This is a genomic window from Campylobacter parajejuni, from assembly GCF_046764905.1.
Classification (GTDB): Bacteria; Campylobacterota; Campylobacteria; order Campylobacterales; family Campylobacteraceae; genus Campylobacter_D.
In genome coordinates this window covers 1-17,786 of sequence record NZ_JBKORB010000002.1, presented here as the reverse complement: position 1 = coordinate 17,786, position 17,786 = coordinate 1, and the positions used below count along the sequence as shown (strand labels likewise).

Sequence of the window (17,786 nt, the reverse complement as noted above, 5' to 3'; positions counted from 1 at the left end):
CCTTTCTTGTAAAAATTTCAGTGAAATTTTAGAGTCAATTTCTTTCAAATTCAGCGAGAAAAATTTATAATTTTTATCAAAAATTTTTATGAGTTTGAGAAAATAAAGGAAAAAAATGAGCCAATTTACCCATTTGCATTTGCATACAGAATACTCTTTGCTTGACGGAGCGAATAAGCTTAAGGAATTAGCCAGCACTTTAAAAGAACAAGGTGCTACAAGCGTGGCTATGACAGACCACGGCAATATGTTTGGAGCCATTGATTTTTATAGAACTATGAAGGCTCAGGGTTTAAAGCCCATTATTGGACTTGAGGCGTATTTGCATAATGGAGAAGAACTTGATGATAAAAGCTCTCGCCAACGCTTTCATTTGTGCTTGTATGCGAAAAATCAAATTGGCTATGAAAATTTAATGTATTTAAGCTCTCAAAGCTATATACACGGGCTTTATTATTATCCACGCATCAATAAAAAGCTTTTAGAAAAGCACAGTGAAGGTCTTATTTGCTCTTCTGCTTGTTTGCAAGGTGAGATAAATTGGCAGTTAAATATTCACAATGAACGAAATGTGCGGTTTGGAGCAAAAGGCTATGAAGCAGCAAAAGAAGTAGCATTATGGTATAAAAATGTTTTTAAAGATGATTTCTATTTTGAAATTATGCGTCATGGCATCAAAGACCAAAGAATGATAGATGATGATATATTAAGATTAGCTAAGGAGCTTGATATTAAAATCATCGCCACAAATGATACCCATTATACCTTTAAGGACAGAGCAGCTGCTCACGAAGTTTTTATGTGTATTGCTATGGGTAAGAAGTTAAATGACCCAGATAGGATACGCCACAGCGTGCATGAGTTTTATGTCAAAAGCCCCCAGCAAATGAATGAGCTTTTTGCTGATATCCCCGAAGCCATAGCCAATACGCAAGAAATAGCACAAAAATGCAATTTAGAATTAAGTCTTGGCAATCCCACTCCGCCTAATTTTAAATTTACAAGAGAATACGCTAAGGAACTGGCTTTAAATCTGCCTGATGAGCATAAGGAATTTAGCTTTGATAATGATGATATAGTTTTTGAAAAGCTTTGCAAAAAGGGACTTGAAGAAAGACTTAAATTTATAGATAGTGCCAAACATCAAGAATATAAAGACAGATTAGAAAGTGAAGTTCAAATCATTAAAAATATGAAATTTTCAGGCTATATGCTTATAGTTCATGATTTTATCAAAGTGGCTAAAGACAAAGGAATTCCTGTGGGTCCGGGTAGGGGTTCGGCTGCGGGGAGTTTGGTGGCTTATTGTTTGAAGATTACGGATTTAGACCCACTTCCTTATAGCTTACTTTTTGAGCGTTTTTTAAATCCTGAGCGTGTGAGTATGCCTGATATTGATGTGGATTTTTGCCAAGATAGGCGTGGCGAGGTCATTGATTATGTGATTGACAAATACGGTAGCGACAAGGTTGCACAGGTTATTACTTTTGGTAAGCTTTTGGCTAAGGGTGTGATTCGTGATGTGGCTAGGGTTTTGGATGTCAGCATTCAAGATGCTGATGAGTTTGCAAAACTCGTGCCTGAAGAGCTTAAAATCACTCTTGAAGTGGCTTATGAAAAAGAGCCAAAGATTAAAGAATTTATCGCTAAACATCCAAAAGGGAGTGAAGTTTGGGAGTATGCTAAGGCTTTAGAAGGCTTAAACCGCAATGCAGGTATGCACGCAGCTGGGGTCGTAATCTCTAATGAAAGCTTATGGAAAAAAACCCCGCTTTTTAGACAAAGTAAAAATGATGAAAGGCATTTAGTAACGCAGTATTCTAAAGACCATTTAGAAGATGTGGATTTGATTAAATTTGACTTTTTAGGGCTTAAGACCCTAACCGTGATTGATAATGCCATTAAACTCATCAAAAAGCGTTACAATAAAGACCTTATTTGGGAAACCATAGATGTCAATGATGCTAAGGTTTATAAAACCATACAAAGTGGCAATACTTTAGGTATTTTTCAAATTGAATCAGGCGGTATGCAAAGCTTAAATGCTAGGCTAAAACCAGAGCGTTTTGAAGATATTATCGCTGTTCTTGCTCTTTATCGTCCAGGTCCTATGGAATCGGGAATGCTTGATGATTTCATTGATAGAAAACACGGCTTAAAAAGCATAGTTTATCCTTTTGATAGCTTAGAAAAAGTCTTAGAGCCTACTTATGGGGTCATAGTCTATCAAGAGCAGGTTATGCAAATAGTGCAAATCATAGGGGGCTTTTCTTTGGGAGGGGCTGATGTGGTGCGCCGTGCTATGGGTAAAAAAGACCCTGAAAAAATGCAAAAACTTAAAAGTGAATTTGCTGATGGAGCTGTAAAACAGGGCTATGATAGAAATAAAGCAGAAGATTTATGGGAGTTAATCGTTAAATTTGCAGGCTATGGTTTTAACAAATCGCACTCAGCAGCCTATGCACTCATTACCTTTCAAACGGCTTATTTAAAGACCTATTATCCTAGTGAATTTATGGCAGCACTTTTAACGAGCGAGGAAAATAAGGTAGAAAAGGTTGCTGTGTATATTGATGAAATGAAAAAAATGAATATCAAGCTTTTGCCCCCATCGATTAATAAGGCTATACGCGAATTTAGTGCCTTAGAACAGGATGGAAAAGACGCTATTTTATATGGACTTGGGGCTATTAAAAGTGTGGGTATTCCAGCGGTTGAAAATTTGCTTGAAGCAAGACAAAAGGGGGAATTTAAGGATATTAATGATTTTTTAAACAAAATAGACCCTGCCAAAATAAATCGCAGAACCTTAGAAAGCTTGGCTAAAGCGGGGGCTTTTGATGAATTTGGACTGACTAGAAAAACCTTAATTGATAATTTAGACACCCTTAGCGAAGCCTCGCGTAAAATGGCAGAAGTGAGAAAAAATGCTGCAAGTTCTCTTTTTGGCGAAGAAGAATTAAGTTCAGGGGTTAAGGTGCAACTGAGTTCTAAAAATGAAGAATTTGAGCTTATGGAAAAATTAGGCTATGAAAAAGAAATTTTAGGAATTTATGTTTCAGGGCATCCTTTGGATAGATTTTATGAGCAAATTAATGCCATAGACTATGTCAAAAGCTTGGAATTTGAGAAATTAAAAAATAACGGAGAGCTTTTAAGTATAGGTAAAATCGAGGATTTTAAGGCTATGATGAGTAAAAACAACAAACGCTATGGAAGGCTTGAAATTTTAGATTATTATTCTTCTTTTGAAGCTACGGTTTTTGAAAGCAATGTTGAAGAAATAGAAAATATTTTTAAGGATGAGAATTTAAAAAATAATGCTTATGGTTTTGTGCTAGGATTTAAGGCTGAGGGGGGCGAAAAACCTAGCTTTTTTTTAAAAGCGATTAAAGACTTGCAAAGCCTTGAAGGAAGTGAGCTTAAGGCTATAAGGAAATTTGGAGCAAAAAAAGATTTTAGAAATAAAGAAGAAAATCAATTTACCGCAGAGCCTAAGGAATTTGAAAAAAATATCATAGAACTTGATTTGAGTCGTTTAAATAGAGAGCTAATCTATGAGATTCACGAACTTGCTAGAAATGCACACAATCCTAAGGATAAAAACAACAAAAAACTTGTTTTAAAAGTTATCAGTGCGGGTTCTTGTTTGCTTTATCATACGGATTTTATTATAGCCGATAGTATAGTAGAAGAAATTTCTAATAAATACGCTTAAGTAAGATTTATTCTTACTTGAGATTTTTAAATAAAATACTTCCAAGTCTTACCATATTCGAACCGCATTTTATGGCAAGCTCGAAATCATTACTCATTCCCATAGAGCAAATTTTAGCTCCATATCTTTGTAGTGTTTGGTAAATTTTAAAGGTATTTTCAAAGCTTTTTATAATCTTTTTTTCATCTTGGCTGTGTGAGCCTATGCTCATTACACCGCAAAGATTTAAATTTAAGCATTCTTCTTGAATTTGTAAATATTCTTCCAAAGCTTTGTTCGGCTCTAAACCACTTTTGCTGTCTTCATTAGCACCATTAATTTCTAGTAGGGTATCTAGCTTAAACCCAAGTCTTTTATCCATAGCTTTGGCTATTTTCAAGCCATTGCAAGATTGCCATAACAGGGGCTTTTGTTTGATTAAGAGATTGATTTTATTGCTTTGTAGTGTTCCTATGAAATGCCATTTAAGATTTTTTTCCTTAAGTATTTCTTTTTTTTGAGCTAGGGCTTGGACTTGATTTTCTCCAAATTCCACCAGTCCTTGCATAAAAAGCTTTTCAATTACACTAGCATCGACATATTTACTTGCAACTACAAGGCGGACATTTTGGGTTTTTTCTAAAATTTGCTCTAAGGTCATTTGTGGGTAAAAGCCCTAAATTTAGGGCTTATTGTAATAAAGTAGCGATTTTGTTTTGAAGCTGTGCGTTAGATTGTGCAGCAACAAAAGCACCCGCATTTTGTTTGAGATAATTGGCGTTAAAATCATTAACATTTTGTGCCATATCATTGTTAAGCAGATTATTTTCAGCAGCCTTAGTATTAATACTATTTTGCACACTTGCATTAATGTTTGAAGTGATAGCATTAATGCCTGAGCCTATTTCACTTCTTAAACTTCCAAGCTGGTCCATAAAGCTTGTGATGCTGTCTTGATTATCTATGCTTAATCCTGCTGTGGCTAGTGGATTTAAATTCGTAGTTTCAGTTCCACTACCTACTACAAAATCCATAGTTTGAAAGACATTTTTTCCATTGTAAGTAGCGTTATTAAACGAATCATTGATGGATTCTTGTATGCGTGTTGCTTCTGTTCTTAGCATAGCTTTTTGATTATCGTTTAAAGCAACACTATTTGCCTTCACTGAAAGTTGGTTAAGCCTATCCGCACTTTGCGAAATATTAGTAAGGCTAGCATCTGCAATTTGCAAAACCCCTATGGCATCATAAGCATTTGCAACACCTTGGTCTATGGTGCTTGATTGCGACCTTAAAGAATCCGCAATAGCCAAATCCGCACTATCAACCCCACTTATCGCACGAGTAGCTGCGATATTTTCTAAAGCCTTCTCACTTGCTTTTTGTGCATTATTTAAATAATAATTTTGCTGCATCATAGTTGCGTCAGAGATTTTCATAGCCTACTCCTTGTTTTGATTTTTGTCTGGGATTGTATCATTTTTTTGCTATCTTAAAGCTTAAGAAATATAAAAAAATTTGCATAATTAAGATGATTTTAATCACCACCTCACTTGCCTTATGAATGCTATTAAAATCTTCAGTTTTTGTAGCTTGTTCGCCTAAATTTTGAAGCTCAATTATAGTGTTTGTAAAATAAAAAACAAAGACTAGACTTAAGATTAAAATGAGCAAACTTAACATTAATTTTGAAAATTTGATTTGGAATTTTATCTTATCTTTTATAAAAGAATAAAGCTCATATAAAAAATTAACCAGTGAAACAAAAATCAACACATAGCCCATTTTGATAAAAATTTGTGTCATCATTAAACCACTTTGAAAAGGACTTAAAACCCCTTCGCCTATAAAATTTTGCGGATAAAAAATCACAGGAGCAACGACTATGCCCAGTATAAGTTCTATCCCTATAATTGCCGCAAGTAAAAATAAATTAATAGCTTTCAAAAATTCTCCTTTGTAAATTTAGCCACAAAAGCACGGTTATAGCCTCGTTCATCTTTAAAAAATTCAGAGGCATAATTTTGTTGGCTTAAAATTTTTTCTAAAATTTCTTTTTGGTCATAAGCTAATTCACAAGCAAGTATTTTAGTCTTTTTGCTTATGGAAAAATGTATGATTTCTTCTAAAATTTCATAGCCTTGTTCTCCGCCAAATAAGGCTTCTTTAGGCTCTTGTTGCACCCAAATATCAAGGGGGTAGGAATTTTTAATATAGGGGGGATTTGAAAAAATAAAATCAAAATTTCCTTCTAACTCCCTAAAATCACAAAGCTTAAAATCAATCAGTGCTTCTACTGCGTGAAGTTTTGCGTTTTGTTTGGCTATTTCTAAAGCCTTAGTGCTAATATCACAAGCTGTGATTTTTACTCCAAGTTCTTTAGCTAAAATTATGCTTAAAATTCCACTTCCAAAGCCTATTTCTAAAATTTTCTTAAAAGCATAGCTTTGGCAAAGCTTAAGAATTAAAGAGAGTAAAATTTCACTATCATAACGAGGGATTAACACACCCCTTTTGACCTTAAATTCCAAACCCCAAAAATTTGCTTTTTCAAAGATATACTCAAAAGGCTCTCCCCCTTTAAAGCGTTTGATGAGTTTAAAATAAGGCTTTTCATCAAAGTCAAAATCAGAATTTAAAAAAAGCCAAGTTTTATCCCTTTGCAAATACTCACAAAGTATGAACGCTGCTTCATTTTCATAGCCTTGCAAAAGCATTTTAGCTTGAGTTAGAGCGTTTTTTATAGTCAAGAAAGAGCCTTGAGTCTATCGCTAATGCTAGGATGGCTAAGATGGAAAAAAGTATATATTTTGCTTGTTTTGACAAAGGCTTTATTCTCTCTTGCTAAAGCAATTAGGGCATTTTTCATATCTTCTTTGCTTGTAACTTTGGCTCCGTGTCTATCGGCTGCAAATTCATTTTTTCTACTTAAGGCATTAAGCACGGGAGAAAATAAAAGGCTAAAAACGCCACCAAAGATAAATAAAAGTGCAAAAACTCCGCTATTTATCCCTTCTAAATGGCTTTCTAAATAGAAAAATTCAGGCAAATGCGCAAAAATAAAAAAGAGTAAAAATAAGATTATAGCCCCATTAAATAAAGCTTTGATAATATCCTTATGCACAAAATGTCCAAGTTCGTGTCCTAAAACAGCTAGAAGTTCTTTTTCATTTAAAGCTTTTAATAAAGTATCAAAAAGCACCACTCTTTTACTCTTAAAAAGCCCACCAAAATAGGCATTTAAACGCTTATCTCTTTTACTTGCGTCAATAACATAAACCCCATTGGCACTAAAGCCACATTGTCTCATCAAAGCAGAAATTTTATCTAGTAAATTGGCATCATCTAGCTTTTGCATTTTATTGAAAAGGGGTGCGATTAAAGTAGGATAAATGAGATTTAGGACAAGTATAACGCAAAAGGCGAAAATAAAGGCTGCAATCCACCACAACTTCCCAAAAAAATCATAGCAAAAAAGCAAGGCATAAAGAATTAAAAATCCAAATATCAAGGTCAAAACAAGGCTTTTTATCGTATCTTTAATAAAAAGCTTTAGAGTTATATTTGAAAAACCCTGAGCCTTGTCTTTAACAAAACTTTCATAAATGCTTAAAGGCAGGGCTAAAATGCTTGTAAGGATTAAAAAAGCAAGCAAAAATAAGGTATTTTCAAGGCGGGTATTGTTTAAAATAAGCCATTCTTTTAGGTAAAAAAATCCAAATCCTACCCACGAAATATTGACAATAAGACTATAAAAATTTGAAAAGAGTTTAAATTTTTCATTTTCTATGGCAATATCTGCGGCATTTTGATAGTCTTTTTCGCTTAAAATTTGAGCTTTTTTGTCTTTTTCTTTTTCTAAAAAACGAATTTGAGCGTAAGAAATCCAAGCTAAAAGTGCCGTGTAAAGACATAAAATTGCGATTAAAGTCATTTATTTTCCTTGATTGGTTTTTGCGAATTCTAGCTTAAAATAATGAAATAAAGTTAATGCTCTTAAAGCAAAATAATATTTTTTTAACTAAGTTGATGTATATTTATGAAAAAAGGATTAAAGAATGTTTTTCAAAAAAAAGATTTTGCAAAAAGAAAAGGCTAAAAATTTAGTCGATGATGTAAATTTAGATGATAGACTTTATAAATTTAAAAATAAAGTGCAAAAGATAAGCAAAGATGAAGCTTCGGTAAGTCTGCTTGCTAGACATTTAAGCAGACTTATTAAGGCTTATAAATTTTAATTTTAACATTTTTTCTTAGGACGGAAAATCTTAATTACTTCATCATTGGCTTCTATGTAAGCTCCGCCTATTAAATCTATGCAGTAGGGTATGGCAGGAAATACCGGCTCTAAGCATTCCTTGATGGCTTTAGGATTGCCCGGTAAGTTAATGATAAAAGACTTATTGCGAATTCCTGCACTTTGCCTTGAAAGTATGGCAGTAGGCACGAATTTTAAGCTCTCTAAACGCATAAGCTCCCCAAAGCCCGGCATCATTTTATCACATACTGCTTGCGTGGCTTCTGGGGTTACATCACGAAGTGCCGGACCCGTTCCTCCGCTTGTAATCACCCAATCACATTCTTTTTCATCCACTAGATAAAGTAATTTTTCAATGATTAAATCATAATCATCAGGGATTAATTCTTTGTGATAAATGATTTCATTTTTGATGTAGGAATTTAGCACCCTTTCAATCTCAGCTGTGGCTTTATCTTCATATATACCCTTGCTTGCTCTATCGCTTAGGGTGAGAATTCCTATTTTGATTTTATCCATTTTTTCTCCTTTATAACCAGTTTATAACCAACCTTTTTTCTTAAACACAATCACAGGCAAGATAATAGAAACTATCATCACACCTAGCACTATGGGATAAGCATAGTGTAGTTCAAGTTCAGGCATAAATTTAAAATTCATTCCATAAACCGTTCCTATTAAAGTAGGGGGCATCATAGCCACCGTTGCAACCGTGAAAAGCTTGATAATCTTATTTTGCTCTATATTCACCTGACTGGCTAAGATGGCTTGGATATTGTCTAAAACATGAAGCTGTGAAACGCTAAATTCCACTAAGGAATTTAAGTCCTTTAAAACTATGGTTAAATTCTGTTTAATATCTCTGTCGATTTTATCGCTTTTAAGCAAAGAAGTCATAGCCCTTCTTTTATCAAATAAAGAATCCCTTACTCGCATATTAAGCTCTTGCAAGCTTGAAATATCCTTTAGCATTGCATCATAGCTATACTCATCTTTTTTTTCTAAAACACTAGTTCTTAAACGCCTTGCTTCTTTATCTATCCACTCAAGCAAATCCGCATCCTTTTCCACACGCACTTCAAAGATTTTATCGATGATGTCAAAACCATCTTCAAAATTCTTAGGACTTGCGAGTATTCTTGCTTGAATTTCTTCAAAGGTGCTAAATTCATTGTATCTTATGGTGAATAAAATATTTTTAGAGCTTACGAAAGTTACAATTTCCGTGCGAAGTTTTATCAAGCCTTCTTCATCATTTTTAAGCTCTTTAATCAAAAAATGCGCATTGATGGTAATAGTAGCGTTATCTTCCCAGTATTTGGCACTTTGTTCTATTTCTTCTCTTTCTTCTTTGCTAGGAAATTCCAGCTTAAATTCATTAGAGATAAAATCAAGCTCCCCGGCACTAGGATGAAGCAAATCAATCCACAAAATATTTTGGGGCAACTCCCCACTATCTAGCTTAAAATGAATTCTTTGCACGAGAGCATTTTGCGTTTTGATATAGATATAAAGCATAATTATTCCTTGTTTTTGACTTTGAAATTATAGCTTTGATTTACTAAAAATCAACTTGTATCTAAAATGTTTCTAAAACTCATTAAAGTTTCATCATATTTTTTAAGGAGTTAAAAATGAGCAAGAAATTTTTCTTAAGCTTCAATCTTGTTGTCTTATTGTTTTCAAATTCACAGGCTATGGATGAAAATTTGATTAAAGCCGCCCAAGCAGAGGGCAGGGTAAATTCCCTAGCTATGCCTGATAGCTGGGCTAATTGGAAAGAAACTTGGGAGGATATAGAAAGGCTTTATGGTATCAAGCACAGCGATACTGATATGAGTTCAGCTCAAGAAATTGCGAAATTTAGGGCTGAAAAGAAAAATGCAAGTGGGGATATTGGCGATGTGGGAGCTTCCTTTGGTGAGATAGCTGTTAAACAAGGCGTTACTCAGCCTTTTAAGACCAGTTATTGGGAGCAAATTCCAACTTGGGCTAAGGATAAGGACGGGCATTATTTACTTGCTTATACAGGCACCATAGCTTTTATAGTCAATAAGGATGTGGTAAAAGATATGCCTAAAACTTGGCAGGATTTATTAAAAGGTGATTATAAGGTCAGCATAGGCGATGTAAGTATAGCAGCTCAGGCTATTAATGGGGTTTTGGCGGCTAATTATGCTTTGGGCGGAGATGAAAAGGATTTAAGTCCGGCTTTGGAGTTTTTTTCTAGCCTAGCAAAGCAGGGGCGTTTAGCTACAAATGACATTAGCATAGCCAATCTTGAAAAAGGCGAGATTGAAGTGGGTGTGGTGTGGGATTTTAATGGTTTAGGTTATAGGGATAAGGTAGGCAAAAACCGCTACGAGGTTTTAATCCCTGCTGATGGTAGCGTTACTTCAGGCTATACAACTATCATTAATAAATACGCCAAACATCCCAATGCGGCTAAATTAGCCCGTGAATTTATACTTTCTGATAAGGGACAAATCAATCTTGCTAAAGGCTATGCAAGACCTATAAGAATTGATTATATTGCGTTGCCTGATGATGTTAAAGCCAAGCTTTTGCCAAGTGAGCAATACCAAAATGCTAGGGCGATTAGCGATTTAAAGGCTTGGGATAAGAGTGCTAAGGAGTTGCCTAGATTTTGGCAGGAAAAAGTTATAGTTAATATTAAATAAGGATAAAAGATGAAAAAAATTTTATTTTCTTTATGTTTAGGCTCTGCTTTATGGGCTGCAAATGAGATTGAATATGAGGCAAAGCTTGCAGGGCATATCATCGTCCCAGCACAAAATTTCATAGCCCCGCCTAAGGACGCACCCGAGCTTTTGCAAAGCACGGGGAAATTTTTACGCACAACAAGAAATGAAACTTTGGGTGTTTTTGATGCAAATTATGTAGAAGAAGAAAAGCCTAATGCTTTTAAACTTCCTTTTAAAAAACAAGCCTTGCAAGGGCATAGCGGGATTAAATTTGCAGAGGATAAGAGCTATTGGCTTTTAAGCGATAATGGCTTAGGCACGAAGAAAAATTCAGCCGATTCTATGGTTTTTATCCATCAATATCATTTTGATTTTGATAAAGGCACTTATAAACATCTTAAAACTTTATTTTTTAACGATAAAAATAAGAAATTTCCCTATCTTATCAATCTTGAAGGAACCAAAAGCAGGTATTTAACAGGAGCAGATATAGACCCTGAAAGCTTTCAAATTATAGGTAAAAATTTTTGGGTGGGCGATGAATTTGGACCCTTTTTGCTTGAATTTGATGAAAAAGGCACACTAAAGGAAGTCTTTGATGCAAGGTTTGATGATGAGCTTATTTTATCGCCTGATAATCCAGCCTTAGAACTTTCAAACCCCGATAAAGTGGTAAATAAGGCTAATATCAAGCGTTCTAAAGGTTTTGAAGCTATGGCGAGTTCTAAGGATAAAAGCAAACTTTATCCTATGCTAGAATATGCGATGTTTAAGGATGGAAAATACGAAAATAAAGAGGGTAAAAATTTCTTAAGAATACTTGAATTTGATATTAAGACTAGAAAATTCACAGGTAAAAATTATACTTATACTTTAGAAAATAACGCACATTCCGTTGGGGATTTTAATATGATAGATGAAGAATACGCTCTTATCATAGAAAGAGATGATACAGAAGGCACTAGTGATAAGGCTTGTAATGCCCAAAGAGTGCAAAATTGTTTTAAAAATCCTGCGCAATTTAAAAGAATTTACAAGGTAAGGCTTCATAAGGGCGTTGCAGAAAAAATCGCTTATATTGACCTTATGAATATCAAAGACCCTAAAAAAATAGCCAAAAAGCCTTTGGTGGATGGAAAATTTGTTTTTCCTTTTTTTACCATTGAAGATGTGGATGTGGTAGATGATAAACATATAGTCGTAGCTAATGATAATAATTTCCCTTTTTCAGCAAGTAGAGAGCCTTTTGTGCCTGATGATAATGAAGTTATCTTGCTTGAAGTGGAAGATTTTTTAAGGAGTAAATGATGTCAAAAGTGATTTTAGTCGTGCTTGATGGCTTAACTTGTGCGAGTGCTAGTATCAATATGGGCTATTTAAACGCACTTTGCAAAGAGAATTTGGGTAAATTTTATTCTTTAAAATGCGAGCTTCCTAGTATGTCGCGTCCCTTATATGAGTGCTTATTAACAGGAGTAAAGCCTGTTTTAAGCGGTATAATCAACAATGAATTTAGTATTTCAAAGCAAGTAAGCGTTTTTGAACTTTGTAAAAAGCAAGGCTTAAGGGCTGGGGCTGGGGCTTATCATTGGGTTTTTGAGCTTTATAATAAGCAAAAATTTATCCCCGCCTTGCACCGCCACATAGAAGATGAAAATTTAACCTTGCCTTATGGGCATTTTTATTATGAAGATGATTATTTGGATTCTCATCTCTTTTCTGATGCTGAAAATTTAAGACTTAGAAAAAACTTAGATTTTTTACTCATTCATTCTATGAATATAGACGATACCGGGCATAAATTTGGCTCACACTCTAATGAGTATGCGAATAAAACCAAAAAAGCTGATATTATCATCTCTTATTATTTGGATACTTGGCTTAAAGAAGGCTTTAATGTCATCGTTACAAGCGACCACGGTATGGGAGCTGAAAAAAGTCATGGAGGCTTAAGCGATGATGAAACCTTAGTTCCCTTTTTTAGCTTTGGTCCTGCTTTTTCTTATGAAGATGCCGAGTTTAAACAAGATGAAATTTGTGGAACTATTTGCGAAATTTTAGGACTTTCACACGATAAAAAAATAAGTAAAAAACTTCTAAAGGCAGCTAAATGAGAGAAAAAATCTTAGCATTTTTGACTCTTGCACCCTTTTTTATAGTTTTTATACTTTTTATGATTATGCCCTTGCTTTGGATTTTTATCAATGCCTTTTATGTGGAAGATGAGGGCTATACTTTGAGTAATTTTACCACTTTATTTGAGTCGCAATTTTTTATGCAAAGCATAGTCAATTCTTTATGGGTTAGCTTTATTTCTAGTATTTTTGGTCTTATTATAGGGCTTTTGGCGAGTTATTCTCTTTTTGTTTTAAACCCTTCTAAAATTTGTCAATTCATTTTTTCTTTAAACACTATGGTGAGTAATTTTTCAGGTGTGCCTTTGGCTTTTGCTTTTATCATAGTTCTTGGACATAATGGGGTTGTTAATGTCTTTTTAAAAAGCATAGGTATAGAGCCTTTTATCAGCATTTATGATAGCATAGGGATTAATATAGTCTATGTTTATTTTCAAATTCCCTTAGCCATTTTGCTTTTATTACCTGCTTTAAAAAGCTTAGAAAATTCTCATCTAAATGCTTGTAAAATGCTAGGCGGTAATGGTTTTTTATATGGACTTAAAATCGCCTTGCCCTTGCTTATGCCAGCCTTGCTAGGCGTTTTTGTGATTTTATTTGCTAATGCTTTTGGAGCCTATACGACTATTTATGCTTTAAGTTCGGGTAATTTTAATATAGCTCCTGTGAGAATTGCTGCTTTGGTTGCGGGCGATATTGAGCTTAATCCTTACTTAGCGAGTGCTTTGAGCGTGATTTTAAGCCTTATTATGCTTTTAGTGAGTTTTATTGCCAATTTTATTTCTAAAAAATATCATTTTAAGGTGCTTTAATGGGTGAAAATTTGAGTTTTAAGCTAAAGCTTTATCATTATTTTGTTTTGTTTGCGGTGTTTTTGTTTTTAACCTTGCCTTTGTTTTTTACTTTTTTATATTCTATTTCAAGCTCTTGGGGCGTGAGCGTTTTGCCTGATGGACTCACTTTAAAATGGTATAAAGAACTTTTTAGCGATGAGAGATTTTTGCTTGCTTTTTGGCGTTCTTTATTTGTTTGTTTTTTTAGCATCTTGCTTTCTATTTTGCTGATTTTTCCTTTGGTTTTTGTAATCAATTATTATTTTGTTAAACTTAAAGCCTTTGTAAATATACTTATCATTATACCCTTTGCCTTTCCACCCATAGTAAGCTGCGTAGGACTTTTGCAGCTTTATTCTGAATATTTATTTGGCACAGCTTGGATACTTATTTTTACTTATTTTACCATAGCCTTACCCTTCATTTATAGGGCTTTGGATAATGCTATTTCGCATATTAATTTAGAAGAATTAATCGCTTCAAATGCTGTATTGGGTGGTTCTTTGATGAGAGCGATTTTTAGGCTTATTTTGCCTAATTTAAAAAATGGAATTTTAGTGGCTGTGTTTTTGAGTTTTTCTTTTTTGATAGGGGAATTTTTATATGCAAATTTGTTAGCAGGCAGTGCTTATGAGACCTTGCAGGTTTATCTTTATAATATTAAAAGTCAAAGCGGTCATTATTCTAGTGCTTTGGTAATGGTGTATTTTGCGTTGATTTTTATTGCAACTTTTATAGCTTTAAGGAGTGAGAATGGCTTATTTAAAAATTAAGAATTTTAAAAAGACTTATGGGGATAAAATTATTTTTGAAGATATTTCTTTTAGTGCTAAAAAGGGTGAGTTTGTAACCCTGCTAGGACCTAGTGGTTGTGGAAAATCGACACTTTTAAGATGTATAGCAGGGCTTAGTCTTATAGATAGGGGCAAAATCTTGCTAGGAGAAACGGATATAAGCAAACTCAAGCCCCAAAAGAGAAATATTGGTATGGTTTTTCAAAACTATGCCTTATTTCCAAATCTTAATGTGTTTGAAAATGTAGCCTTTGGGCTTAGGATTAAAAAAGTGGATAAAAAAGATTTAGAAAAAAGAGTGAAAAAAATGCTAAAACTTGTGGAGCTTGAAGATTTTTCGCAAAGTTATCCGCACCGCCTTTCAGGTGGGCAAATGCAAAGGGTAGCTCTAGCTAGGTCCTTAGTTACTAAGCCTAATTTACTTTTGCTAGATGAGCCTTTATCGGCTTTAGATGCTAAGATAAGAAAGCATTTAAGAACACAAATCAAAGAAATTCAAAAGGAATTAAATCTTACTACTATCTTTGTAACCCACGACCAAGAAGAAGCTTTGGAGCTTTCAGATAGGATTATTTTGATGAATGAGGGAAAAATAGTGCAAAATTCCAATGCTAACAATCTCTATCTTTTGCCTCAAAGTCATTTTGTAGCGAGTTTTATAGGTAATTATAATATACTAAGCCCTAAAGAGCTTGATGAGTTGGGTTTAGAACATCAATTTAACAAAGACATAGCCTTGCGTCCTGAAACCATAGAAATTGCCAATGAAGGATACGAAGCAAGGATTAAAGAAAAGTCCTTGCTAGGCAATATTATTCGCTATAAGGTCAAGCTTGGAAATTTAGAACTTAAGGTGGATACTTTGAATTTTAGCACTTTTAGCACTTTTGAAGTGGGCGATAAAATCGCTTTGAAATTCAATCTTTATTTGGCAAAGGAGCTTGTGTGAAACTTGTTTTATTTGACCTTGATGAAACCTTGATAAAAGGCGATAGCACTGGACTTTGGCTGAAATTTTGCATAGAGCGGGGTTTATTAGCCAAGCAGAATTTAGAGCGAATTGATTTTTTTCATAAACAATACGAAGAAGAAAGGCTTGATATGGATGAATTTATGAGCTTTTTTCTTAAGGCTATCAAGGGCAAGGATGAAAAGCTTGTGAATGACTTGGTTGATGAATTTATACAAAAGCATATTGAGTTTTATGAAAGGGCGAAGGAACTTGTCAAAAGCTATGAAGGGCAAAGGCGTATAGTGATTTCAGCCACAGCTGATTTTTTAGTGCGAAAAATAGCACTGAAATTAGGAATTGAAGAAATTATCGCTGTAAAATGTGAGCTAGTGGATAATAAATTTAGCGGCAGGGCTTTGGGGGTGCATACTTACAGGGAAGGAAAGGTTTTAAGGCTAAAAGAATATTTGGGCGAAGATTATGAAAAATGGATGAGAGTTTCTTATTTTTTTAGCGATTCTATCAATGATTTAGCCCTTTTAGAAAGAGTAAGTAAGCCTGTGGTGTGTAATGCGGATGCGAGATTATTAAAAATCGCTAAAGAAAGAAATTATGAGCTTTTAAATTTTTAAGCTAGAAGCGTGATTTCACGCTCATTCTAGCCCATATTTTTTAACAAGTGTATCATAAAAGCCATCGGCTTTTAACTCTTCTATGCCTTTGTTAAATTTTTCTATTATTTCTTTTTGTTTATCCTTATCAAAGGCGAAGCTAAGACCCTCTGCTCCATCTTCTTCTTCAAAGAAATCTACTAATTCTGGGTTTTCGCTCAAATAACCCTTAGCCGTATCTTTATCAGCCACAATGGCATCGATTTTGTTATTTTTAAGTGCCAAAACAGCTATATTTAAGTCTTTATTGCTTTGAACTTGTGCGTTTTGGATAGCTTTTGCTGTATTTTCTTGCAAGCTTCCAAGCAAAACGCCGATTTTTTTGCCTTCTAAATCCTCTTTTGAATTCAGGGCGCTATTGTCTTTTAGCTTAAGATAAAGATTTTTACTCATATAATAAGGCTCGGTAAAATCCACACTCGCTCTTCTTTCATCTGTCGCACTCATAGCTGAGGCTATCATATCGATTTTACCCGCTTTTAAAGCAGGGATTAAGCCATCAAAAGCCGTTTCAACCCAAATGATTTTAATCCCATTTCTTTTGGCAATTTCTTCAACCAAATCCGTGTCAAAACCTGTGAGTTTTGAGTCTTCTTTGTAATTAAAAGGCTTGTAATTAGGAGAAGTTCCAACCTTTAATTCCACATTTGCATCCGAGCTATTGTTACAAGCACCTAAAAATAAGCCAACCAAAGCAAGCAAGACTATGCTTAATATTTTTTTCATTTTTTTCCTTTTGATGTAAAATTTTTTGAAATTATACTTATTTTAAATTTATATTTAATTAAGTCTAACTTCATTTTTTAATAAAATCACGCCTTTCACGCTCAAACAAAGCAGGGAAAATTAACTTTCCTGTCTTGTCAAATTAAATTTTTTTAGTTTCTATCTTTTTTAAAATATTTAAAATTGAAGTTGCAAAAAACTACTCTCCTAACTTCTCTAAAAATTAAAATTTCAAAAACCTAATAAATTTATAAAATATTGTTTTTCTTTATTGTCCTTTTAAGTTCAAGTTTCAATTTATTTAAAAGTCAAGTTAAAAAATAAACAAGAAATAAAATAAAGCGTTAAAACCATAAAGAAATAGCAAGAAAATAAAAGTATAATGCTGTGCAAAATGAAGCTAGGCAAAATACACGCAAGATAAGAGATGATTGCTGGTAAAATGCTTAGGAATTTTTTATACTTAGTTTTTCTTTTATATTATTCATATTATTTATTTAATTCCCCTTTAAGCTTAAATAGTTATAATTTCATTTCCTTTTTTTGAAAAAGGACTTAAAATCTTTTAAATTATAAAGTTTCACTAGCTTAGTAGATTTTATAAATCAATTCTTTTAGTTTTTATTTTATAAACTAAAAGCTTTTTATAAATCTTGTTTTTTAATTTAAAAAACTTTTCTTTTAAAAATGATTTTTTGTTTTGTTCTTTTAAATTAGTATTGTTATTCAAATCTTATTAGTCAATCTTTGAAATCTAAATAAGTGATTGATTGAGCCAGAAAGATTTAGGCATAAGTAATTATGTAAAATCTATTCAATTAAACAAGAATAATAAGAAAAGATTAAAAATCTTTCTTTACTAAATATACTTTTTCTTTGAAGAAAAAGATTAAACTATCTATAATTTTTATGGAGAGTTTGATCCTGGCTCAGAGTGAACGCTGGCGGCGTGCCTAATACATGCAAGTCGAACGATGAAGCTTCTAGCTTGCTAGAAGTGGATTAGTGGCGCACG

At 33.6% G+C, this 17,786-nt stretch carries 17 protein-coding genes and 1 rRNA gene; 10 read left to right on the top strand and 8 right to left on the bottom strand.

Going from position 1 to position 17,786, the window contains the following annotated elements:
- The first annotated feature begins 115 nt into the window (after window positions 1-115).
- Entirely contained in the window at window positions 116-3,718 is a 3,603-nt protein-coding gene (gene dnaE / locus ACLL8X_RS01775) for a DNA polymerase III subunit alpha (RefSeq protein ID WP_411989246.1), read from the top strand.
- 13 nt (window positions 3,719-3,731) lie between these two features.
- Here the strand turns inward: dnaE and ACLL8X_RS01770 are convergent, their stop codons facing one another.
- From ACLL8X_RS01770 to ACLL8X_RS01750, 5 genes are read right to left on the bottom strand one after another with little or no spacing between them, the layout of a single operon-like run.
- A complete protein-coding gene (locus ACLL8X_RS01770; RefSeq protein WP_411989245.1) occupies window positions 3,732-4,358 on the bottom strand; it encodes a YggS family pyridoxal phosphate-dependent enzyme in 627 nt (208 codons plus the stop codon).
- 28 nt (window positions 4,359-4,386) lie between these two features.
- A complete protein-coding gene (gene flaC / locus ACLL8X_RS01765) occupies window positions 4,387-5,136 on the bottom strand; it encodes a flagellin C (RefSeq protein ID WP_411989244.1) in 750 nt (249 codons plus the stop codon).
- 37 nt (window positions 5,137-5,173) lie between these two features.
- Window positions 5,174-5,644, bottom strand: coding sequence for a DUF4149 domain-containing protein (locus ACLL8X_RS01760; RefSeq protein ID WP_411989243.1), 471 nt, complete (start codon window positions 5,642-5,644; stop codon window positions 5,174-5,176).
- Complete coding sequence (locus ACLL8X_RS01755; protein ID WP_411989242.1) at window positions 5,641-6,447, bottom strand: HemK/PrmC family methyltransferase; 807 nt, start codon at window positions 6,445-6,447, stop codon at window positions 5,641-5,643. The genes ACLL8X_RS01760 and ACLL8X_RS01755 overlap by 4 nt, the downstream gene beginning before the upstream one ends.
- Window positions 6,444-7,631: a M48 family metallopeptidase gene (locus tag ACLL8X_RS01750; RefSeq protein ID WP_411989241.1), complete on the bottom strand. Its 1,188-nt coding sequence runs from the start codon at window positions 7,629-7,631 to the stop codon at window positions 6,444-6,446. The genes ACLL8X_RS01755 and ACLL8X_RS01750 overlap by 4 nt, the downstream gene beginning before the upstream one ends.
- A 124-nt stretch (window positions 7,632-7,755) precedes the next feature.
- Between ACLL8X_RS01750 and ACLL8X_RS01745 the strand changes: the two genes are divergently transcribed.
- Window positions 7,756-7,935, top strand: coding sequence for a molybdenum cofactor biosynthesis protein (locus tag ACLL8X_RS01745; protein ID WP_411989240.1), 180 nt, complete (start codon window positions 7,756-7,758; stop codon window positions 7,933-7,935).
- 2 nt (window positions 7,936-7,937) lie between these two features.
- Here ACLL8X_RS01745 and mog read toward each other — a convergent pair whose 3' ends face one another.
- Together mog and corA are read right to left on the bottom strand one after the other, a co-directional pair.
- A complete protein-coding gene (mog, locus tag ACLL8X_RS01740; RefSeq protein ID WP_411989239.1) occupies window positions 7,938-8,474 on the bottom strand; it encodes a molybdopterin adenylyltransferase in 537 nt (178 codons plus the stop codon).
- A 21-nt stretch (window positions 8,475-8,495) separates the two neighbouring features.
- Window positions 8,496-9,473, bottom strand: coding sequence for a magnesium/cobalt transporter CorA (gene corA, locus ACLL8X_RS01735; RefSeq protein ID WP_411989238.1), 978 nt, complete (start codon window positions 9,471-9,473; stop codon window positions 8,496-8,498).
- A gap of 116 nt (window positions 9,474-9,589) precedes the next feature.
- On the opposite strand from corA, the gene ACLL8X_RS01730 reads away from it, so the two are divergent.
- From ACLL8X_RS01730 to ACLL8X_RS01700, 7 genes are read left to right on the top strand one after another with little or no spacing between them, the layout of a single operon-like run.
- Window positions 9,590-10,636 carry an ABC transporter substrate-binding protein gene (locus ACLL8X_RS01730; protein ID WP_411989237.1) on the top strand — a complete coding sequence of 349 codons (1,047 nt, stop codon included), beginning with the start codon at window positions 9,590-9,592 and terminating at the stop codon, window positions 10,634-10,636.
- A gap of 9 nt (window positions 10,637-10,645) precedes the next feature.
- Window positions 10,646-11,968: an esterase-like activity of phytase family protein gene (locus tag ACLL8X_RS01725; RefSeq protein ID WP_411989236.1), complete on the top strand. Its 1,323-nt coding sequence runs from the start codon at window positions 10,646-10,648 to the stop codon at window positions 11,966-11,968.
- Entirely contained in the window at window positions 11,965-12,774 is an 810-nt protein-coding gene (locus tag ACLL8X_RS01720) for an alkaline phosphatase family protein (RefSeq protein WP_411989235.1), read from the top strand. The genes ACLL8X_RS01725 and ACLL8X_RS01720 overlap by 4 nt, the downstream gene beginning before the upstream one ends.
- On the top strand, window positions 12,771-13,607 hold the full coding sequence (locus ACLL8X_RS01715) for an ABC transporter permease (RefSeq protein WP_411989234.1): 837 nt from the start codon (window positions 12,771-12,773) through the stop codon (window positions 13,605-13,607). The genes ACLL8X_RS01720 and ACLL8X_RS01715 overlap by 4 nt, the downstream gene beginning before the upstream one ends.
- On the top strand, window positions 13,607-14,401 hold the full coding sequence (locus tag ACLL8X_RS01710) for an ABC transporter permease (protein WP_411989233.1): 795 nt from the start codon (window positions 13,607-13,609) through the stop codon (window positions 14,399-14,401). Before ACLL8X_RS01715 ends, ACLL8X_RS01710 begins: the two co-directional genes overlap by 1 nt.
- Window positions 14,382-15,371 (top strand): ABC transporter ATP-binding protein, encoded by a 990-nt coding sequence (locus ACLL8X_RS01705; RefSeq protein WP_411989232.1) that lies wholly within the window; start codon window positions 14,382-14,384, stop codon window positions 15,369-15,371. Before ACLL8X_RS01710 ends, ACLL8X_RS01705 begins: the two co-directional genes overlap by 20 nt.
- Complete coding sequence (locus ACLL8X_RS01700) at window positions 15,368-16,006, top strand: HAD family hydrolase (RefSeq protein WP_411989231.1); 639 nt, start codon at window positions 15,368-15,370, stop codon at window positions 16,004-16,006. Before ACLL8X_RS01705 ends, ACLL8X_RS01700 begins: the two co-directional genes overlap by 4 nt.
- Window positions 16,007-16,027: 21 nt before the next feature.
- Here the strand turns inward: ACLL8X_RS01700 and ACLL8X_RS01695 are convergent, their stop codons facing one another.
- Window positions 16,028-16,771, bottom strand: a complete 744-nt coding sequence (locus ACLL8X_RS01695) for a basic amino acid ABC transporter substrate-binding protein (protein WP_411989230.1) — start codon at window positions 16,769-16,771, stop codon at window positions 16,028-16,030.
- A gap of 906 nt (window positions 16,772-17,677) precedes the next feature.
- Here ACLL8X_RS01695 and ACLL8X_RS01690 point away from each other — a divergent pair.
- Window positions 17,678-17,786, top strand: a 16S ribosomal RNA gene (locus tag ACLL8X_RS01690); the annotation flags it as partial.

Excerpts from the sequence above, each read along its gene's own strand:
- dnaE (WP_411989246.1), top strand. The coding sequence starts at position 116 with ATGAGCCAATTTACCCATTTGCATTTGCATACAGAATACTCTTTGCTT.
- ACLL8X_RS01770 (WP_411989245.1), bottom strand. The coding sequence starts at position 4,358 with ATGACCTTAGAGCAAATTTTAGAAAAAACCCAAAATGTCCGCCTTGTA.
- flaC (WP_411989244.1), bottom strand. The coding sequence starts at position 5,136 with ATGAAAATCTCTGACGCAACTATGATGCAGCAAAATTATTATTTAAAT.
- ACLL8X_RS01750 (WP_411989241.1), bottom strand. The coding sequence starts at position 7,631 with ATGACTTTAATCGCAATTTTATGTCTTTACACGGCACTTTTAGCTTGG.
- ACLL8X_RS01745 (WP_411989240.1), top strand. The coding sequence starts at position 7,756 with ATGTTTTTCAAAAAAAAGATTTTGCAAAAAGAAAAGGCTAAAAATTTA.
- mog (WP_411989239.1), bottom strand. The coding sequence starts at position 8,474 with ATGGATAAAATCAAAATAGGAATTCTCACCCTAAGCGATAGAGCAAGC.
- corA (WP_411989238.1), bottom strand. The coding sequence starts at position 9,473 with ATGCTTTATATCTATATCAAAACGCAAAATGCTCTCGTGCAAAGAATT.
- ACLL8X_RS01730 (WP_411989237.1), top strand. The coding sequence starts at position 9,590 with ATGAGCAAGAAATTTTTCTTAAGCTTCAATCTTGTTGTCTTATTGTTT.
- ACLL8X_RS01725 (WP_411989236.1), top strand. The coding sequence starts at position 10,646 with ATGAAAAAAATTTTATTTTCTTTATGTTTAGGCTCTGCTTTATGGGCT.
- ACLL8X_RS01720 (WP_411989235.1), top strand. The coding sequence starts at position 11,965 with ATGATGTCAAAAGTGATTTTAGTCGTGCTTGATGGCTTAACTTGTGCG.
- ACLL8X_RS01715 (WP_411989234.1), top strand. The coding sequence starts at position 12,771 with ATGAGAGAAAAAATCTTAGCATTTTTGACTCTTGCACCCTTTTTTATA.
- ACLL8X_RS01710 (WP_411989233.1), top strand. The coding sequence starts at position 13,607 with ATGGGTGAAAATTTGAGTTTTAAGCTAAAGCTTTATCATTATTTTGTT.
- ACLL8X_RS01705 (WP_411989232.1), top strand. The coding sequence starts at position 14,382 with ATGGCTTATTTAAAAATTAAGAATTTTAAAAAGACTTATGGGGATAAA.
- ACLL8X_RS01695 (WP_411989230.1), bottom strand. The coding sequence starts at position 16,771 with ATGAAAAAAATATTAAGCATAGTCTTGCTTGCTTTGGTTGGCTTATTT.